Raw genomic sequence first — 16,080 nt, 5'->3', positions numbered from 1 at the left:
ATGATGTCCATCAGGAGTTATACTTCTTCCTAATAACTGCCTTATTTACCTTTCCAACAGAAGTTCTAGGTATGGCGTTAACGACTTCCAAACGAGTAGGAATTTTATATAATGCTATTTGATTGAGACAGAATTGCTTCAGTTCTTCTAACGTAAGGTCTGTGTCTGGTTGAAGGGTTACAACAGCGGTTACTTCTTCGCCATCATTAGATAATCGTGTTCCTATTACGGCAATCTCAAGGATTGCAGGATGCTTACTTAATACTTCCTCTACTTCTATGCAATACACATTTGAACCATCGACAATAATCATATCTTTCTTTCTATCTACAAGGTACAAATAGCCATCTTGATCAAATCTGCCTAAATCACCCGTATGCAGCCAGCCATTTCGTAGGGCTTTGTTTGTCTCTTCGACGTTATTCCAGTAGCCAAGCATCATCTGAGCGCCTTGACATATAACTTCTCCTATTTCTCCTACCTCAACATCCGTACATGTGTGATCGATGATCCGCACAAGGAATGGCTGCTGTCCCCATAATGCCAAGTTATCCTGATTCCCTACGGATCTCAGACGATGTAAAGTCCCTTCATTGAAACATTGATTTATGGATACAAAACTAATGAATTGTCCACTTTCTGTTTGGGAATATACTTCGGTGATTTGTGCTTTCGGAAAAAGATCGCGTGCTTTATGTAATGTATTCTCGCTGATGGGAGCGCCGCCGCATGAAATTCCTTCTATCGATATTAAATCTCTCGATTTAATATTGTCCATATTGACGATATCCCTGAGTAATAGACCCACTGTACCTAGATATTTAATTTGTTCACGTTCAATAATGTCAACAACCTCATCTGCTTGCAGTGGATAGCTATCCGGATAGATGAGACAACCTCCTTCATTTATTGAGGCCCAGAGGATGTATTGACCCGTCAAATGAGCTTGATTAAAGACAAGTGATTTTTTAGTAGGATTATGTCCTACGCCCATTTGTGGATTCATGAAAGCCCAACTTCGGATACTACGATGCGAATGCATCACACCCTTGGAGCGACCAGTCGTACCCCCTGTATAAATAAGGAGTGCAATATCTTCGGGATCTGCTTCGTACCATTCTGTCATCGAGGGGTAATTAGTAATGAAATCCTCAATTGAATGAGGGAGGTTACGATCTGACTTACATGAAATAAGATATTTTATGCTTAGTGACGAGATGATCTCGTATAAATACAATTGATCAAGGTCATAGACTACACCAACTGGTGACGAATCTTGTAGTATTTGTTTAATTTCTATAGGTGCTAAACCAGGAAATATCGTAACGGGAATTGCTCCCATAGCAACCGCAGCGTACTCCGCAATAGCAAGATTAGGTGAAGGATTACCCAACAATGCAATTCGTTCACCTGGTTTGATACAAAGATCATGGAATCCACGCGCGACACAACTTACTCGATGTAATAGTTGATCATATGTTAGACTCTCATTCTTGTACTTCATCGCGTTATTGGTTGGATACATACGAGCAATATCCGGTAGTATCTTTGAAAGTAGCATACCGTTTCCACCTCCATAAGAAAGAATTTCATACATTTCATTTACTATGAATTTACTGTGTATTGAAAACGTACCATGAGAAATATGCAGTAGCAAATAACTATTTCTTATAAATAAGTTTTAAAATTATGCGTTTTCATCCCTAGGTTCTCCTTTTATCTAAATTTCCACTCAATAAAATACAGCAAAAAAGAGGCCGCGTCTAACGCGACCTCTCCTTCAACCTTACCTCTGCCTTTATTAAGCATCTTCCCATTTCTGTTTAAAGAAAAGTTGATACATCTTTACAACTACAATTTTAACAATCATATATACAGGAATAATGACGATTACTCCGATAATTCCGAACACGTCACTACCAACTAAGACCAAGATAATCGTCGTAAGTGGGTGTATATCTAGCTGTTTGCCGAAAATATATGGTGAAATAATATTATCTTGAACTTGTTGTGCAACTAGAATCACAACTAACGACCAGATGGCGACGGAAGGTGATTCAATCAATCCGATAATTACAATCGGAATAGCCGATAGAATAGCACCAATGAATGGGATGAAATTCATAATAACGGCTACCGCAGTCAGCAATAGTGCATAAGGCAGACCTATAACTAGGAATCCGATGTACATCAGCACACCAAGTGCAAGGTTCACAACAACTCTACCCACGATGAATCCACTTATTGCATGATCAATATCATGTACAACCTCTTTGCCTTCTTCACGGAAACGCATAGGCATGAAGCTAACAATTTTCTGTCCGAATTTATCTCCCTCTTTCAACATATAGAAAAGTAAGATAGGGAAGGTCAACAGAATAACCGCAAAATTCGAGAAGAATGAAAACATACCCGCCAAGTAATTGGTCAATAATGAGAATCCCTTATTCAGATATTCGTTCAATTGCGTTAGAGGGCTCACATCATCTGGAAGGATTTTCGATAGGAATCCTGTCTGTTCTAAGTCTTGTAGCTGTTTACTCAATGCATTCAACAGATTTGGTCCATTATCAACTAAGTTGAAAAATTGAGTCCTTAGGGATGGGAATACGCCAATGATAAATACACCCAAAAGAATAGCGAATATTAAATAAATAATTAAAATAACCATGGTCCTGTTTAATTTCGGACGTACCATCTTGTTCACAAGCGGCCGCAAAAGGTAATAGAAAAAAGTAGCTAGCATTAATGGCACCATAATGATACTGAATAATGAAAGGAAAGGCTTAAATACAAAATCAACAAGCGAGCCTAAATAAATAATAATAAATACTAAAATAATTGCGATACAAATTTTGATAAATCGGTTCAATGAGGTCAATATTATTCCTCCAAATTCTGTAAATTATTATTCTAATAAAAGGTAACCAAGGTCCTTCTTCACCTTAAAGATTGTAACCAGAAAGACGCTCGTCCAAACAAAGACCGAGCGTCTTTTCAAATAAGTCATCATACTATCTACGTGAAATTCGACATTTGGTTTCAGAAATCTGATTACTTTTTGCTTTCATGGATAATACGAAACATAGCATTAGAACGATAGCAGCTGACAGATAAGGATAATTAATATCTAGATCGAATAAAAATCCTGCTACGATAGGCCCAATGATGTTCCCAAGACTTGTGTAGGCAGAATTCAAGCCTGCTACAAATCCTTGCTGTTCTGGTGCCACCTTTGACATCTGAGTACTAATTGCCGGACGTAATACGTCCATAGCTAAGAACACAATAAATGTAACCACAACAATCAACCAATATTTGTGTACAAAAAGAGTTAAAAATACGAAAACACTTGATATAACCAAACTATAAGAAATGACCTTTTTGTCTCCAAATTTATTCAGTATCCATCCGAATGCCGTAGCTTGCACAACAGCACCAGCTATGGACCCAAACGTAATAATATAGGCAATATCTTTCGCTGTGAAGCCAAATTTATGATCTACGAATAGTCCAAATACAGTCTCGTAGTTTGCCAATCCGAAAGAAGCAACAAACACGATGATCAGACTTAAAAAGTAAGGTTCGCGATATGAACGCATTAACTGTGCAGGTAAGCTCTGTTTGACAACATCCTTAGAGGCTCTACGTCTCTCAGCTGTTAATGATTCGGGCAGAATCAATGCAGTAATAATAGCTGCTAACCCACCGGCTATTGCCGCAGCGTAAAATGGTACGCGAATTCCGTACTCTGCTAGGATGCCTCCGATCCCTGGACCGATGATGAATCCTGTTGTGATCGCTGCAGTAATGAACCCCATACCTTTAGCACGCTCTTCATCCGAGGTAACATCTGCTGCATAAGCCATAACTGCTGGGAAAATGAATGCTGCTCCAACTCCTCCAAGGAATCTAGCTGCAAACAACAGATAAGTCGAACTTGCTGAACCAAATAGCCACTCTGAAAGTGCAAAAACAATCATACCTACAACAATAATCTTTTTGCGTCCCAATGAATCAGACAACCTACCAGCTACAGGTGAAAATATAAGTTGTGTTAATGAAAATGCCGCTACTAGCATACCAACCGTACTTCCACTAATATGAAGTTCTCTCATGTAAGTAGGCATGATAGGTACTACGAGACCGATACCTGTAAAGACCAAAAAAATGTTAAACATCAGGAGTAATAGTGCGCCCCTATTTCTTAATAATAATGTCATTGAAATAATCCCCCGAATTTTGCAATCTCCGTGCTGTAACTTTGTGTAACAAAAATATACTGAACGTTCATTTTGTAATATGACATGTGTTGTCTACAATCTTCATTCTATTAGAATCAGTTGGGCTCTTTGGCGATCCCATGCAGGAACACTGAAATGGCTAAATGATATAATGCGAGTGCATCCTTCTGATTTAATTTTCGAGACATCTGACTGAGCCCCATCGTTAAGCTTTCAAACACTACGGATAGACCCTCCACATTGTTTGGCTTGAATTCTCCGTTATCAATACCTTGTTGTATCAACTTCTGATAGAAATCAAGGTGTCCCTTCACCATCTCGGTTATTCGTTCTTCAACATCATTAGCTTTCTCCTCGTTATTGAAAAACTCATCTGCCGCCATCGTTAGTGGATGATTTAAATCTTCGAGAACCATTTGCTCTGCAACCCCGTACAACTTCTCTGTCGTTGTTGTGTAAAGTGACTCTTTTTCTTGCCATTGTTGCTCCCATTCCTGATCCCACTCATCAATCAAATAGAGAAACAATCCTTCCTTACTTTTAAAATGGTAATAGATATTTCCCTTACTGCTCCCCGTAATCCCCACAATGTCTTCAATGGAAGTTGCTTTGTACCCCTTTTGAGCAAATAGACCTCTTGCAGCGTCCGCAACTCTTTTTTTGGTATCTTCACTTTGCAACTGCTTCTTATTCACATACTTCCACTCCGATTCATCTATGAACTTTACTACATTGATTCACTATTAATACTGAACGTTCATTCAGTATATTAACACGAGTCACATCATCATTCAATAGTTCACCTCAAAATAATTCAAAAAAAAGAAAACCGGAATCCCCTGTTGATTATGAGGACATTCCGGCAGAAAGCTTTCTATGTTATTTAATATTTCATTTAGTTAGTTCCAACAACTCTTTAACACTGTATGAAAAAAAACGAAATTCACCCTTTATTGAGGAATGTTCAATGCTGCTTTCAATTGAGGACATTCAAAAAAAGACCCACAGCCATATGGCTATGGATTCACCGATTTATCGGTGTTAACACCAAGTAATGAGTACGAAATAAACTGGGAAAAGAATAGTAATTGCGAATACGGTACAGATTATGTTAATGACAAAGATGGGACTATTTCAAGGAGTGAAATCTCGATCTGCTAAACCAATTTATCACTTTCTCTATTAATCCTATTCGGTCTCTCTCACTAAATATTAAATGTTCCATTTTTTTCTAAATTAATGTAATATAGTTGATATGTCAACCAATAAGGCGGATCTAATGGAACCAAAAATTTTTGATCATGTTGGCGTCATGATTCATTTAGTAGATCTTGAAATAACAAATGTTCTAAAAAACTGGTTAGTCCCTCTGCAGTTAGCTCCCGAACAATATCTTGTGATTGCCCTTCTTTTGAAAAAGGAAGGCATCTCTCAAAATGATATTGCGAATACGTTGAAGAAAGATAAGTCTAGTATTACACGGATGCTTGCTAGTCTTGAGCAGAAAGGATTTATCAAAAGAACTGGAAGTGCAATCGATCGCCGTGCCGTTCAAGTATATCTGACCGACGAAGGGCGCGCGCTTAGTGATGAAGTTGATCGAATCAGTAGCAGAACAAAAGAGCTGTTGAACAGCGGCTTTACTGATGAAGAATTGACGGAGTTAAAGAGACTACTCATGAAAGTCAGTGGGAATGTTAATCCATTATAATTGGAGGAATGATGAATGAAAATTGTAGCGATTGTAGGAAGTAACCGGAAGAATTCATTTAACATGAAACTTGCACAGTATATGCAGAGAACATATGAAGGAAAGCTTGATATTGAAATTTTACCGATAACAGATCTTCCCTTTTATAATCAAGAAATTGAACTGATGCCCTCTGAAACCGTTCAAAAATTCATCGGAAAAGTTGCTCAAGCTGACGCGGTTCTTTGGGTTACCCCGGAATATAATTATTCAATTCCCGGCATATTGAAGAACGCTATTGACTGGCTGTCACGTGTCGATAAAGTCATGGTAGGCAAACCTTCATTTATCATGGGCGCCTCTATGGGGGCATTAGGAACTGTCCGAGCACAAGAACATTTACGTGGGATTCTGTTTTCCCCAGGTATCTCCTCCCCACTACTTCCTCGTAATGAAGTCTACATCGGTGCGGTCCATGAGAAATTTGATGACGCGGGTCAATTGGTCCATGAACCAACGGTTGCATTCCTTAATATCATCGTTACAAATTTTATAAGTTGGTATGATCAACATACAGGCGCCTTTGTCGCTAAATCATAAAATAATAAAAGATACTCACCACAAAATCATATGCTAAAAGACCGCCTCGAAAGCGGTTTTTTTGTTGTTTTCTTTACATGTCCCTCTCTTTCCTACATCGAAATGAATTGACAGTCATTCATTTCCATTGATATAATACAAATAATTCCTAGTAGTTTAATGTGAATTATGATTTTCAATTATTTTATATCTTTATTGAGGGAGAGTGTACTATGGCTGCTATTCAAACTTTCAAAGCTACTGCGCATTTACAAGACGGTGTTAAAGTGAAAACTACTGCCAGAAATTTCGAGCTGATTATAGATGAGCCGGAGAGTTTGGGTGGAACGGATACAGGAATGAATCCAGTCGAAGCTCTACTAGCCTCTCTGGGTGCATGCCAGTCGATCGTGGCAAGAGTCTATGCGCCTAAATTCGGAGTAAAACTTGATGATTTCCGTGTAGATGTTGAAGGAGAACTTGATCTCGATGGATTCTTTAACAAATCCGATGTTCGTCCAGGTTACTCCGATATCCGTTATACTTTCACTATCAAAACAGATTCTCCCAAGGAGAAAGTTGAGGAATTCGTACAATTCTTAGAGAGTAAATGTCCGGTTGGAGATACCATAGCGCATCCGGTTAATGTCAAGTTAGAACGTATCGTAATAGAAAATTAAAACCTGACTAGATTCAACACACAATAGCAAGCTAATATCGGTAACCATCCGATGTTAGCTTATTTTAGTTCTCAAAGATCTAATAGCAATTGAAACTTACAATCGAATTGTGAATTCCGGCAAGGACGAAAGAGAAATTACGATGACATAATATTGTGTCAAATTAATTAAACTTAGGGATAAAATCATACTTGAACGAATACATATATGCCGTATTCCCTATGTATTTCATTCCTAAGGAGGAAACAAATGAGCGCACGATTTATTAAAGCGTCAGTGATTTACTTTTTGATTGGAACCATCTTCGGTTTAGTCATGGGTATCAGCGAAGAGTTCCAGTACACCTCTGTTCATGCCCACATCAATTTGTTAGGTTGGGTCTCCTTGGCTATTATTGGGCTAATCTATAAGGCATACCCCGAGGCTGCGCAAACTAAACTTGCAAATTCCCAATATTGGTTACACATGTTCGGCTTACCTCTACTTGTAATCAGCATGGTATTGTTTGCAACAGATCATAAAACAGTCGGTATCCCTATCGCCTCATTAGGAGGATTAATGATCATTGTGTCGGTACTCTTGGGGACAATCAACGTATTTAAACGGATAAAATAGACCTCTTAAAATAGAAAAGCACCTATTGTCTATAAGTGATTATCAAAACTCACTTGTTCACAATAGGTGCTTATTTTCACCAAATAAGGAGCGTAATCATAATGAAAGTTAAATGTTGTTAGTCAGCTTCACCGCTCAATCGGTTAAGAAATTGTCGCGCACGTGTACTTTTTGGATGTTCAAGTACTTCCACTGGCGTTCCTTCTTCTAGAATATGACCATCTTCCATTAAGATAATTTTATCCGCCACATCAGCCGCAAACTTCATTTCATGAGTGACTATAACCATAGTCATCCCTTCAGCAGCCAACTGTTTCATGACCTTTAATACTTCCCCTACTAATTCGGGATCAAGTGCCGACGTTGGCTCATCGAATAGAAGCACCTCAGGCTCAACAGCCATCGCCCTAGCAATCGCGACTCGTTGCTGCTGTCCCCCGGATAATTGATGTGGATAAGAGTCCGACTTATCAGCGAGTCCGACCTTCTCTAGTAAGACCATAGCACGTTTGCGTGCCTCCACTTTCGAACGCTTCTGTACCGTGATCTGACCTTCCATCACATTACCTAGCACCGTCATATGTGGAAATAAATTGTATGACTGAAAGACCATGCCTGTTTTTTGGCGTAACGTAACTACGTTATTTTGTGAAATTTTCTTTGAATCTGTAAAGTTTAACTTCATTCCACCCAGCTCGATGCTCCCCTGATCAGGGACTTCAAGCAGATTGAAGCAACGTAACAATGTGGTTTTACCAGAACCTGATGGTCCAATAATAACAAGCACTTTGCCATGTTCTAGCTTCACATTAATCCCCTTTAATACCTTTAGTGCACCAAAAGACTTATGTAAATCAAGGATCTCAATCACTCATATCTCCTCCTTTAACTCGCAGAGTATCTAGCAAGCCTTCTCTCTAGGTAGTTTTGCAAAGTAGATAGAATCGAGCAGAACAGTAGATAGATGACACCAACTTCGCAGTATAACAGAAGTGGTTCGTACGTGGTAGCTACAATCTGTTGTGAGGTTCGAAACATCTCCATATACGTGATACTTGCAGCAAGCGACGTATCCTTAACCAAACCAATGAATGAATTTGCTAGCGGCGGAACTGACACTCGAGTCGCTTGCGGTAAAATAATTCGACGAAGCGCCTGACTCCGTGTCATACCAATCGAAGATGCAGCTTCCCATTGTCCTTTAGGTATAGATACAATTGCTGCACGCACGATTTCTGAGGAGTAGGCCCCGACGCTAAGAGAGAAGCCAATAATGGCCGCTGTTAATGGCTCCAGTGTAATTCCGATGGCAGGCAATCCATAAAAAATGATAAATAACTGCACTAGCAGAGGAGTCCCTCGAATGACCCATACATAGAACCGGAAGATCAACTTTGGGATCCTCCACGAGGAAATACGGACAATGGCGGTCAACACAGCCAGAAAAAGTCCTATGGCAAATGAAATCAAAGTTAAGGGGATAGTAAAAGCCACCCCAGCTTTAAGTAGGGGTAGCAATGAATCCAGTACTATTTGTATTTTACGCTCATCCATTAATCAGACATCCTTCTTAGATTTTTTGGCAATGGGTCAGCCTTCGTCCATCTATTATTTGGAAACGTCAACTCCGAAGTACTTCTCCGAAATTTGAAGATACGTTCCATCTTTCTTCATTTCAGCCAGCGCTTCATTGACCGCTTTGACCAGTTCATCATTTCCTTTCAGGAATAACGCAGCACTGTGAGATCCGTCGGCTATTTCATCCACCTGTTTGATCTTCACATCCGGTTTCTTTTTCTTCAAGTCTAGAAGAGACAAGCTGTCATTTATAGTTGCATCAATACGTCCAGAACTCAAAAGGTCAATAGCCTGATTAAATCCATCCACAGCTACGATTTCAGCACCATTCTCACGGGCAATTGCGGCGAGGTTACTCGTCAAGGATTGCCCCGACTTTTTCCCCTTCAAATCAGCAAAGGTCTTAATTTCATTGTTGTCTGAGCTTACAACCAGTGCAGCCCTTGAGACAATATAAGGATCGGAGAAGTCATATTTAGCTTTACGATCATCCCTAATGGATACCTCATTAAAAATAACATCAAATCGTTTGGCATCCATACCAGCAACGAGCCCATCCCATTGTGTCTCTGTAAATTCAGGTTTGACGCCTAGACGCTTTGTGATTTCTTCTGCGATTTCAACATCGAAACCCGTTAGCTTCCCATTCGCATCATGATATGTGAAAGGTGCATAAGTCCCTTCAGTACCGATACGAAGCTTGCCAGTTGATTTAACGATATCTAAGCTGCTTTGGGTAACAGATTCTTGTGACCCTGCTGTACCTTTATTGTTATTGGCATTGTTTCCGCAAGCTACTACAAGCACCGCAGTCAAAGCCACCAGTATCATTATGCTTAACTTTTTCATATCTATTTCGCCCTCTCCTTTCTCCTCCTAAAAACTCAAGCTTAAAGCTAGCAAATTGAATAGTACACCCTAATATCATTACTGGTCAATAAATTAATCCGATAATATCTATCTGAATTAAATTAATTGCAAATAATAACCTTAAGTTCTGATTTATCTGCATTATGATAATAATTTATGTTCTATGATATATCCGCTATATAAGGCTAATTTCTTCATTTTAACTTAGTTTACAATGTTGCAGTTCCACCTAAAATAACAGCAAAATAATACCAGGTGTTTAATTTCACATTTATCCAATGTATTTATCCATAATCCCTATTGCCATATCACAAATTCTGTTAATCGCTTCCTGAGGTCTAATTATTGTTGCATCCTGATGGAGCGTGAAGAAATATTCTGTCATATGATTTAACTCCGACTCTGGAACATCTATTTCTACGTATCCGGTTCCATCATCACTCTGACAAATATGTTTGTCTAAGAATTCATTATCCCGGCATTTCATTACCCCTTGTGAAGTCAATTCAACATGAAACTGGATCGTCGATCCGAACGATTCATTACGATTGCTTAACCAATCCTGTAATGTCGGCAGATATAACTTGTCCGAGTTCGAATGATGAAATTCCAAGTCTTTGATTCGATCTACACGTAAAGTAACGACCTTATCTTTAGATACATCAGATGCTACGACATACCATAAACCTTTAGATGTATACAAACCAATGGGAATGATCTTTTTCACTGAATGTTGATTTGTCGATTGATAACCTATGATTATAGTGTCCTTATTTCGTGAATGTATAAATATTTCTTTCAAAAAAGGATTGTCGTAATCTCTGTTAGGTGACAGAAATACGATGTATTCTTTCAGATCATTGATTTCGCTTCTGAACTTTGCTTCTGTCTGATTCAGCAATTTGTTCAAGACAGCTTTGTAATCAGCATGGAAAGGTAAGCTTTTAATATTCTCAATGGATTGATATGCAAAAAAGATACTAAAGACTTCATCATGCGTAAATGATATGGGTGGCAATAATTTATTAGGCATAACTCTGTAGCCACCGCCTCTACCTGATTCGGAATTAATGGGCAGCCCCAGTTCAGACAACTCCGCAATATATCGTTGTACAGTTCTTTCCGAAATGTTAAATTGCATAGCAATATCCTTTGCATTAAATACTTTTGCTTGATTGATATATAGCCATACCGCATTTAATTGCTGAAATTTATTCATAGTCCCTCCGTTTAGACGTCAAATTTTGTCGTGATTATATATTAGTATGAACTTAATACAATAACAAGGAGTGGTTATGATGGTTCAAGGACAACATCTGAGTGTTTATCTCGCGGTGAGCTTAGATGGCTTTATTGCAACACAAGAGGGAAATGTTGATTGGTTACATCACATACAAGGGGATGGAGATAACGGTTATGAACAGTATTATTCTGGAGTCGATGCGATGATCATGGGTAGGAACACTTATGAGACAATTATAGGTTTTGATGTTCCGTTTCCCTATAGTGGAAAGGACTGTTATGTATATACTAATACACGTTATGGAGCAGATGAGAATGTAGCCTTCATTAATGGTACGATCGAAGATTTGATATCTTCTCTTTCAACTCGATCTTATACGAAATGTTGGATTGCGGGAGGAGGTCTACTGATATCTGAGCTCATCAATAACAAATACATTAAGGAGCTTATCGTAACTATTGCACCCGTTATATTAGGAAGTGGTATCCCATTATTGACTGGAATTAAGGATTTCCAATCATTGAATCTAGTCAAGACAACCCGATACGGACAATTCGTGGAACTACATTATGATTTTAAATAAAGATGAAACATTATGAACCATTTAAAAAGAACCCGCCAAAACACGGAAATCACGTGTTAGACGGGTTCACTTTTTGAAGCTATCATGTTGTTGCCTTAATAGGGCTTAGCCACTAGAATATATTAAATGCGTTTTATTAAAAATAAACACTTCACTTTCTTTCGTAAAACCTATCTTTTCTGCAACACGAATTGATGCTAAATTATCAGGATCAATAATACTAACCATCTTCTTTAATCCTATCTGATGGAACCCATACGTCTTACAAGCATTAGCTGCTTCAGAGGCAAACCCTTTACCCCATAATCTTTTGAGAATATGATATCCAATTTCAACCTCAACACAATTGTCTATGATTTGCTTAACTAGTCCACAATCCCCAATTACTTCATTCGTTCCCTTCAAACAAATTGCCCATAGCCCAAATCCATCGGTTACGTATCTTTCTTGATTTCGTTTAATCCAATCTCGTGTTTTTTGGATACTGAAGGGAGCAGGATAATATGACATCGTTTCTGGATCAGAAAAAATAGCATAAAGAGAAGTGAAATCGTCATCTTCGTACTGTCTCAAATATAATCTCTCAGTTTCAATAATCTGAATGATCTTCACCGCCTTACCTGTTATCAGCCGTAATCGCAAATATGATATGGTCTTCCCACACACCATTAATTTTCAAATAAGTTGTAGCTAGACCCTCTTGTCTAAAGCCAACCTTGTCTAATACGCGGATGGATGGAATGTTGCGTGGCATAACCCCAGCTTCAACACGATGTAAGCCAATCTCATCAAAAGCTTTACTCACACATAATGATACTCCCGCTGTTGCATAACCTTTACCATTATGTTGTTGATCGATGTAATAACCCATATATGCATTCTGAAAAGGACCCCGAGCAATACCCGTCAATGCTATTCTTCCAATAATCTCATCCGACTCTTTAAGAAAAATTCCAAAGATGTACGATTGGTCATTCAGCACCCCTTGCAACCCATTCGCAATCTCTTGTTCCTGTCCTTCGAGCGTAAAGTGCGATTCATCCCTGATCGGTTCAAAAGGTTGATAAAACTCACGGTTTCTAAGTTTCAAGGCATGAAGATCGCCTGCATCCTTCATCTCAAGAAGTCTTAAATATATGTCATTGCTACCCAAATGATATCAGCCCCTTCTACAATAATAGAAAGAAAATATTAACAGCAAAATGACTAACAGTCAATATGTTTAGGCTGCCATTAAGGTACTACCTTAAACGGTCTAATCATCTCATTACTTGCATGTTCAAGCATATGGCAATGCCACACATAGCCAGGACCCCGGCTTGGATTAAATGGATATGGATTACCGTTCTGGGATGCGAACCGAATTCTTATAATTGTTACTTCGCCAGGATTCATTCGTACGGTATCCTTCCATCCTTGTTCATTAGGAGGAGGCTCCATTGGAGGTCCTACGAAATATGGTTCAAATGGCAAGACCTTGGGTTTAACAAAATAAGGCGGAGTCCCAGGAGCTGTCGTTAGGTTTAGCTTCTTCCAGTCTCTTAAGTAATCATCAGATCGAAATTTCTGGCGGCTAACGAGCAGGTACTGTACAAGATGAAGATGTATAGGATGGGTATCATTTGTAAGATTAGCGACTCGCCAATCTTCTGTCGTTCCTGCTCGTGGTAGCTCGGTGATGGGGCTTCGCAACAATTGGCCATTCAGTGTTACTCTTAAAGGACCATTAGGACCTTCTAGCTCAAATAAAGTAAATGTTCTCGTTCTTGTTGGAATCAGTCGTGGAATATTGTTTAGTACGGGTGGCAACTTCTTTGGACGTTGGACTGCTTCATTTATAACTGTAAATTGCATAATTTGACCGACTGTATGTGGGTCCGCCGGGGTTCCACCAGGGATGTTCTTTAATATAACCGTCGTCCCAGGCATTAGAATAGAGAAATCAATAAGAATATCTGCTCTTTCCGCTGGTGCAAGCATGAGTGAACTAAGTTCTACAGGGTGAGGTAAATAACCTCCATCGCTACCAATCTGAATAAATGTCTGTTCATTTGAAAGTTGGAAATGATAACTTCGTGAGTTAGATGCATTTAATAGACGAAAACGGTATTGTTGAGGTTTGACATTAAGATTCGGCCACACCTTTCCATTTACCGTTATTGTGTTCCCAAAAAACGTGGGTACCCAGTAAGGATGAATACTTGGGTTATCCCCCACTTGTTCATAGTAAAGAGAACCATCCGTATGAAAAGACCTATCCTGAATGATCAGTGGAATTTCATTCTCACAACTTGGGAGAAACGGTGCGATGGGGTCATTCAATTCACGGAGTAAATAGAACCCTGCAAGACCTGCATATACGGTCAAACGATTTAATCCAATGGTATGGTCATGATACCAGAGGGTTGTCGGTTCTTGTAAGTTGAGGTAGGTATAGTTATTCGTTGAGAATGCTGGGCCAGTCCTTCGATCTGCAGTAAACCAAGCATCAGGATGACCGTCGAAATAAGATGGGGTCTCCCCGCCGTGTAAGTGAGTGACCATGGGTGCAGTTTTTTGTGCCAGAGGGAATCCAGGTGGAAATGATGGAAATGGCGGACCCGGAATAGTCATTGAATTGGGATTGGCCCAAACGAGAGTTGGATCAACCGGTAGAAAAAGAGGCTTATTGAGGTTGTTTATCCATTGAACATGGATAGGAATTCCCCGAATGCCTTCAAACGTAGGCCCTGGTGCACTTCTAAAGTAATTCGCTCTTCCTTGAGTCGGATTCCGTATCATACCACCATAACCTATAACCTTTGTTGGACCGAATCCAGGTGGTAATATTTGTTGTTGGAATTCACTCACATTTATTTTATATGCATGCCCAATCACTTGCCCCGTCTCAGGCTGCTGTATACAAGTTGGCATAAATACGGGTGGGGTTTCGAGTTGATTTATGTATTTAGGAATACCATTTGGATCTAAAGGTTGTACCATGTCCATCCTCTCCTTTCCATTCTACTAAGGTATATGAAGAAAAGGAGTGATACTTGCCCCTATTACCAATTCATTACAAAACTTTTATAACATAATAATTCATTCGAATAAACAAAAGAGGAGCTGCCCTTAAGCAATCTCCTCCAATACACAACCAATATAACGTTTATCTACATCTTATTTTATTTCGTGTGCAACATTTTGTTTAGAATAAACGTTTCAACAACCTTCGCCACGCCATCTTCCATATTCGTATCGGTTACATAGTTAGCGATTTCTTTAATATCATCCGGCGCATTCCCCATAGCAACACCGAGTCCAGCAAATTTAATCATCGCAAGGTCATTGTAACTATCACCAATAGCAATAACCTCTGCTTGCTGAATGTTTAATTTCTGAATCAGATGATGTAAACTTGTCCCTTTGTCTACTCCCGCTTCTGTGAATTCTAAGAAAAATGGCTTAGAACGTACGACATTTAACTTACCCTCAAGTTGTTGTTGCATTTTCTTTTCTAGGATGACTAATCTTTCTGGTGAATCTACCATTAATACCTTAACAACGGGTTCTTGAATCGCTTTTATGAAATCTACTTCTTCTACAATTGGCATTCCTGTAATTTGAGCTTCGATATCAGTATATTCGTTATTCGCAGGGGTTACGATATCATCCCCAATATAGGTGTGGATCCCTACTTCTTCTTTTTTACTAATATGATATAGCTCATGTGCAATTTCAGGTGTCAAAGTACTACTAAATATGAGCTCGTTGGTTGTACAGTTTCTGATTTGGGCACCGTTAAAAGATAGAATAAAACTTCCGTATTTCTCAAGCTCTAATTCCTTAGCAATATGCGTCATAGCAAATGTCGGACGACCTGAAGCGAGAACTACTTTAACTCCTGCCTCTTGTGCATCCATCAATGCTTTCTTTGTGCGTGGTGATATTGTATGATCATCGCAAAGTAGCGTATCATCTAAATCAAGTACGATCATTTTATAGTCCATTATTCTTCC

17 protein-coding genes are annotated in these 16,080 nt (G+C 39.0%); 5 read left to right on the top strand and 12 right to left on the bottom strand.

Annotation, left to right across the window (positions count from 1 at the left end; all coding sequences use genetic code 11):
• Nucleotides 1–10: 10 nt before the first annotated feature.
• The 4 genes from BW961_RS04060 to BW961_RS04045 form a co-directional block, all read right to left on the bottom strand.
• A complete protein-coding gene (locus tag BW961_RS04060) occupies nucleotides 11–1,561 on the bottom strand; it encodes a class I adenylate-forming enzyme family protein (protein WP_068581019.1) in 1,551 nt (516 codons plus the stop codon).
• 240 nt (nucleotides 1,562–1,801) lie between these two features.
• On the bottom strand, nucleotides 1,802–2,881 hold the full coding sequence (locus BW961_RS04055) for an AI-2E family transporter (protein ID WP_068581015.1): 1,080 nt from the start codon (nucleotides 2,879–2,881) through the stop codon (nucleotides 1,802–1,804).
• A 133-nt stretch (nucleotides 2,882–3,014) separates the two neighbouring features.
• Complete coding sequence (locus BW961_RS04050) at nucleotides 3,015–4,223, bottom strand: MFS transporter (protein ID WP_068581013.1); 1,209 nt, start codon at nucleotides 4,221–4,223, stop codon at nucleotides 3,015–3,017.
• Between the two features lie 116 nt (nucleotides 4,224–4,339).
• Entirely contained in the window at nucleotides 4,340–4,939 is a 600-nt protein-coding gene (locus BW961_RS04045) for a TetR/AcrR family transcriptional regulator (protein WP_068581010.1), read from the bottom strand.
• Between the two features lie 584 nt (nucleotides 4,940–5,523).
• Here BW961_RS04045 and BW961_RS04040 point away from each other — a divergent pair.
• The 4 genes from BW961_RS04040 (at nucleotide 5,524) to BW961_RS04025 (ending at nucleotide 7,808) form a co-directional block, all read left to right on the top strand.
• Complete coding sequence (locus BW961_RS04040; RefSeq protein WP_068581007.1) at nucleotides 5,524–5,955, top strand: MarR family winged helix-turn-helix transcriptional regulator; 432 nt, start codon at nucleotides 5,524–5,526, stop codon at nucleotides 5,953–5,955.
• A 15-nt stretch (nucleotides 5,956–5,970) separates the two neighbouring features.
• Nucleotides 5,971–6,534 carry an NADPH-dependent FMN reductase gene (locus BW961_RS04035; RefSeq protein ID WP_068581004.1) on the top strand — a complete coding sequence of 188 codons (564 nt, stop codon included), beginning with the start codon at nucleotides 5,971–5,973 and terminating at the stop codon, nucleotides 6,532–6,534.
• A 212-nt stretch (nucleotides 6,535–6,746) separates the two neighbouring features.
• The gene (locus BW961_RS04030) at nucleotides 6,747–7,193 is read left to right on the top strand and encodes an OsmC family protein (protein ID WP_068581001.1); all 447 of its coding nucleotides are present in this window, start codon (nucleotides 6,747–6,749) and stop codon (nucleotides 7,191–7,193) included.
• 249 nt (nucleotides 7,194–7,442) lie between these two features.
• Complete coding sequence (locus BW961_RS04025; RefSeq protein ID WP_068580997.1) at nucleotides 7,443–7,808, top strand: heme-copper oxidase family protein; 366 nt, start codon at nucleotides 7,443–7,445, stop codon at nucleotides 7,806–7,808.
• A 118-nt stretch (nucleotides 7,809–7,926) separates the two neighbouring features.
• Here BW961_RS04025 and BW961_RS04020 read toward each other — a convergent pair whose 3' ends face one another.
• From BW961_RS04020 to BW961_RS04005, 4 genes are all read right to left on the bottom strand, one after another.
• Complete coding sequence (locus BW961_RS04020; protein ID WP_068580994.1) at nucleotides 7,927–8,679, bottom strand: amino acid ABC transporter ATP-binding protein; 753 nt, start codon at nucleotides 8,677–8,679, stop codon at nucleotides 7,927–7,929.
• Nucleotides 8,680–8,693: 14 nt separating this feature from the next.
• A complete protein-coding gene (locus tag BW961_RS04015; protein ID WP_068580992.1) occupies nucleotides 8,694–9,362 on the bottom strand; it encodes an amino acid ABC transporter permease in 669 nt (222 codons plus the stop codon).
• Nucleotides 9,363–9,416: 54 nt separating this feature from the next.
• A complete protein-coding gene (locus BW961_RS04010) occupies nucleotides 9,417–10,235 on the bottom strand; it encodes an amino acid ABC transporter substrate-binding protein (RefSeq protein WP_068580989.1) in 819 nt (272 codons plus the stop codon).
• Between the two features lie 292 nt (nucleotides 10,236–10,527).
• Nucleotides 10,528–11,475, bottom strand: coding sequence for a helix-turn-helix transcriptional regulator (locus BW961_RS04005; protein WP_068580986.1), 948 nt, complete (start codon nucleotides 11,473–11,475; stop codon nucleotides 10,528–10,530).
• 76 nt (nucleotides 11,476–11,551) lie between these two features.
• On the opposite strand from BW961_RS04005, the gene BW961_RS04000 reads away from it, so the two are divergent.
• Entirely contained in the window at nucleotides 11,552–12,082 is a 531-nt protein-coding gene (locus BW961_RS04000) for a dihydrofolate reductase family protein (protein WP_082867353.1), read from the top strand.
• 105 nt (nucleotides 12,083–12,187) lie between these two features.
• Here the strand turns inward: BW961_RS04000 and BW961_RS03995 are convergent, their stop codons facing one another.
• The 4 genes from BW961_RS03995 to BW961_RS03980 all read right to left on the bottom strand — a co-directional run bounded on the left by BW961_RS03995 (nucleotide 12,188) and on the right by BW961_RS03980 (nucleotide 16,071).
• Nucleotides 12,188–12,724 (bottom strand): GNAT family N-acetyltransferase, encoded by a 537-nt coding sequence (locus BW961_RS03995; protein WP_394327592.1) that lies wholly within the window; start codon nucleotides 12,722–12,724, stop codon nucleotides 12,188–12,190.
• Complete coding sequence (locus BW961_RS03990) at nucleotides 12,699–13,235, bottom strand: GNAT family N-acetyltransferase (protein ID WP_076576675.1); 537 nt, start codon at nucleotides 13,233–13,235, stop codon at nucleotides 12,699–12,701. The genes BW961_RS03995 and BW961_RS03990 overlap by 26 nt, the downstream gene beginning before the upstream one ends.
• An 80-nt stretch (nucleotides 13,236–13,315) precedes the next feature.
• Nucleotides 13,316–15,064, bottom strand: coding sequence for a multicopper oxidase family protein (locus BW961_RS03985; protein WP_068580980.1), 1,749 nt, complete (start codon nucleotides 15,062–15,064; stop codon nucleotides 13,316–13,318).
• A gap of 182 nt (nucleotides 15,065–15,246) precedes the next feature.
• Nucleotides 15,247–16,071: a Cof-type HAD-IIB family hydrolase gene (locus tag BW961_RS03980; RefSeq protein WP_068580977.1), complete on the bottom strand. Its 825-nt coding sequence runs from the start codon at nucleotides 16,069–16,071 to the stop codon at nucleotides 15,247–15,249.
• Between the last annotated feature and the right edge of the window lie 9 nt (nucleotides 16,072–16,080).

Source organism: Paenibacillus macquariensis, from assembly GCF_900156375.1.
Lineage (GTDB): Bacteria > Bacillota > Bacilli > Paenibacillales > Paenibacillaceae > Paenibacillus_AQ > Paenibacillus_AQ macquariensis.
This window is presented reverse-complemented; position numbering and strand designations above follow the sequence as displayed.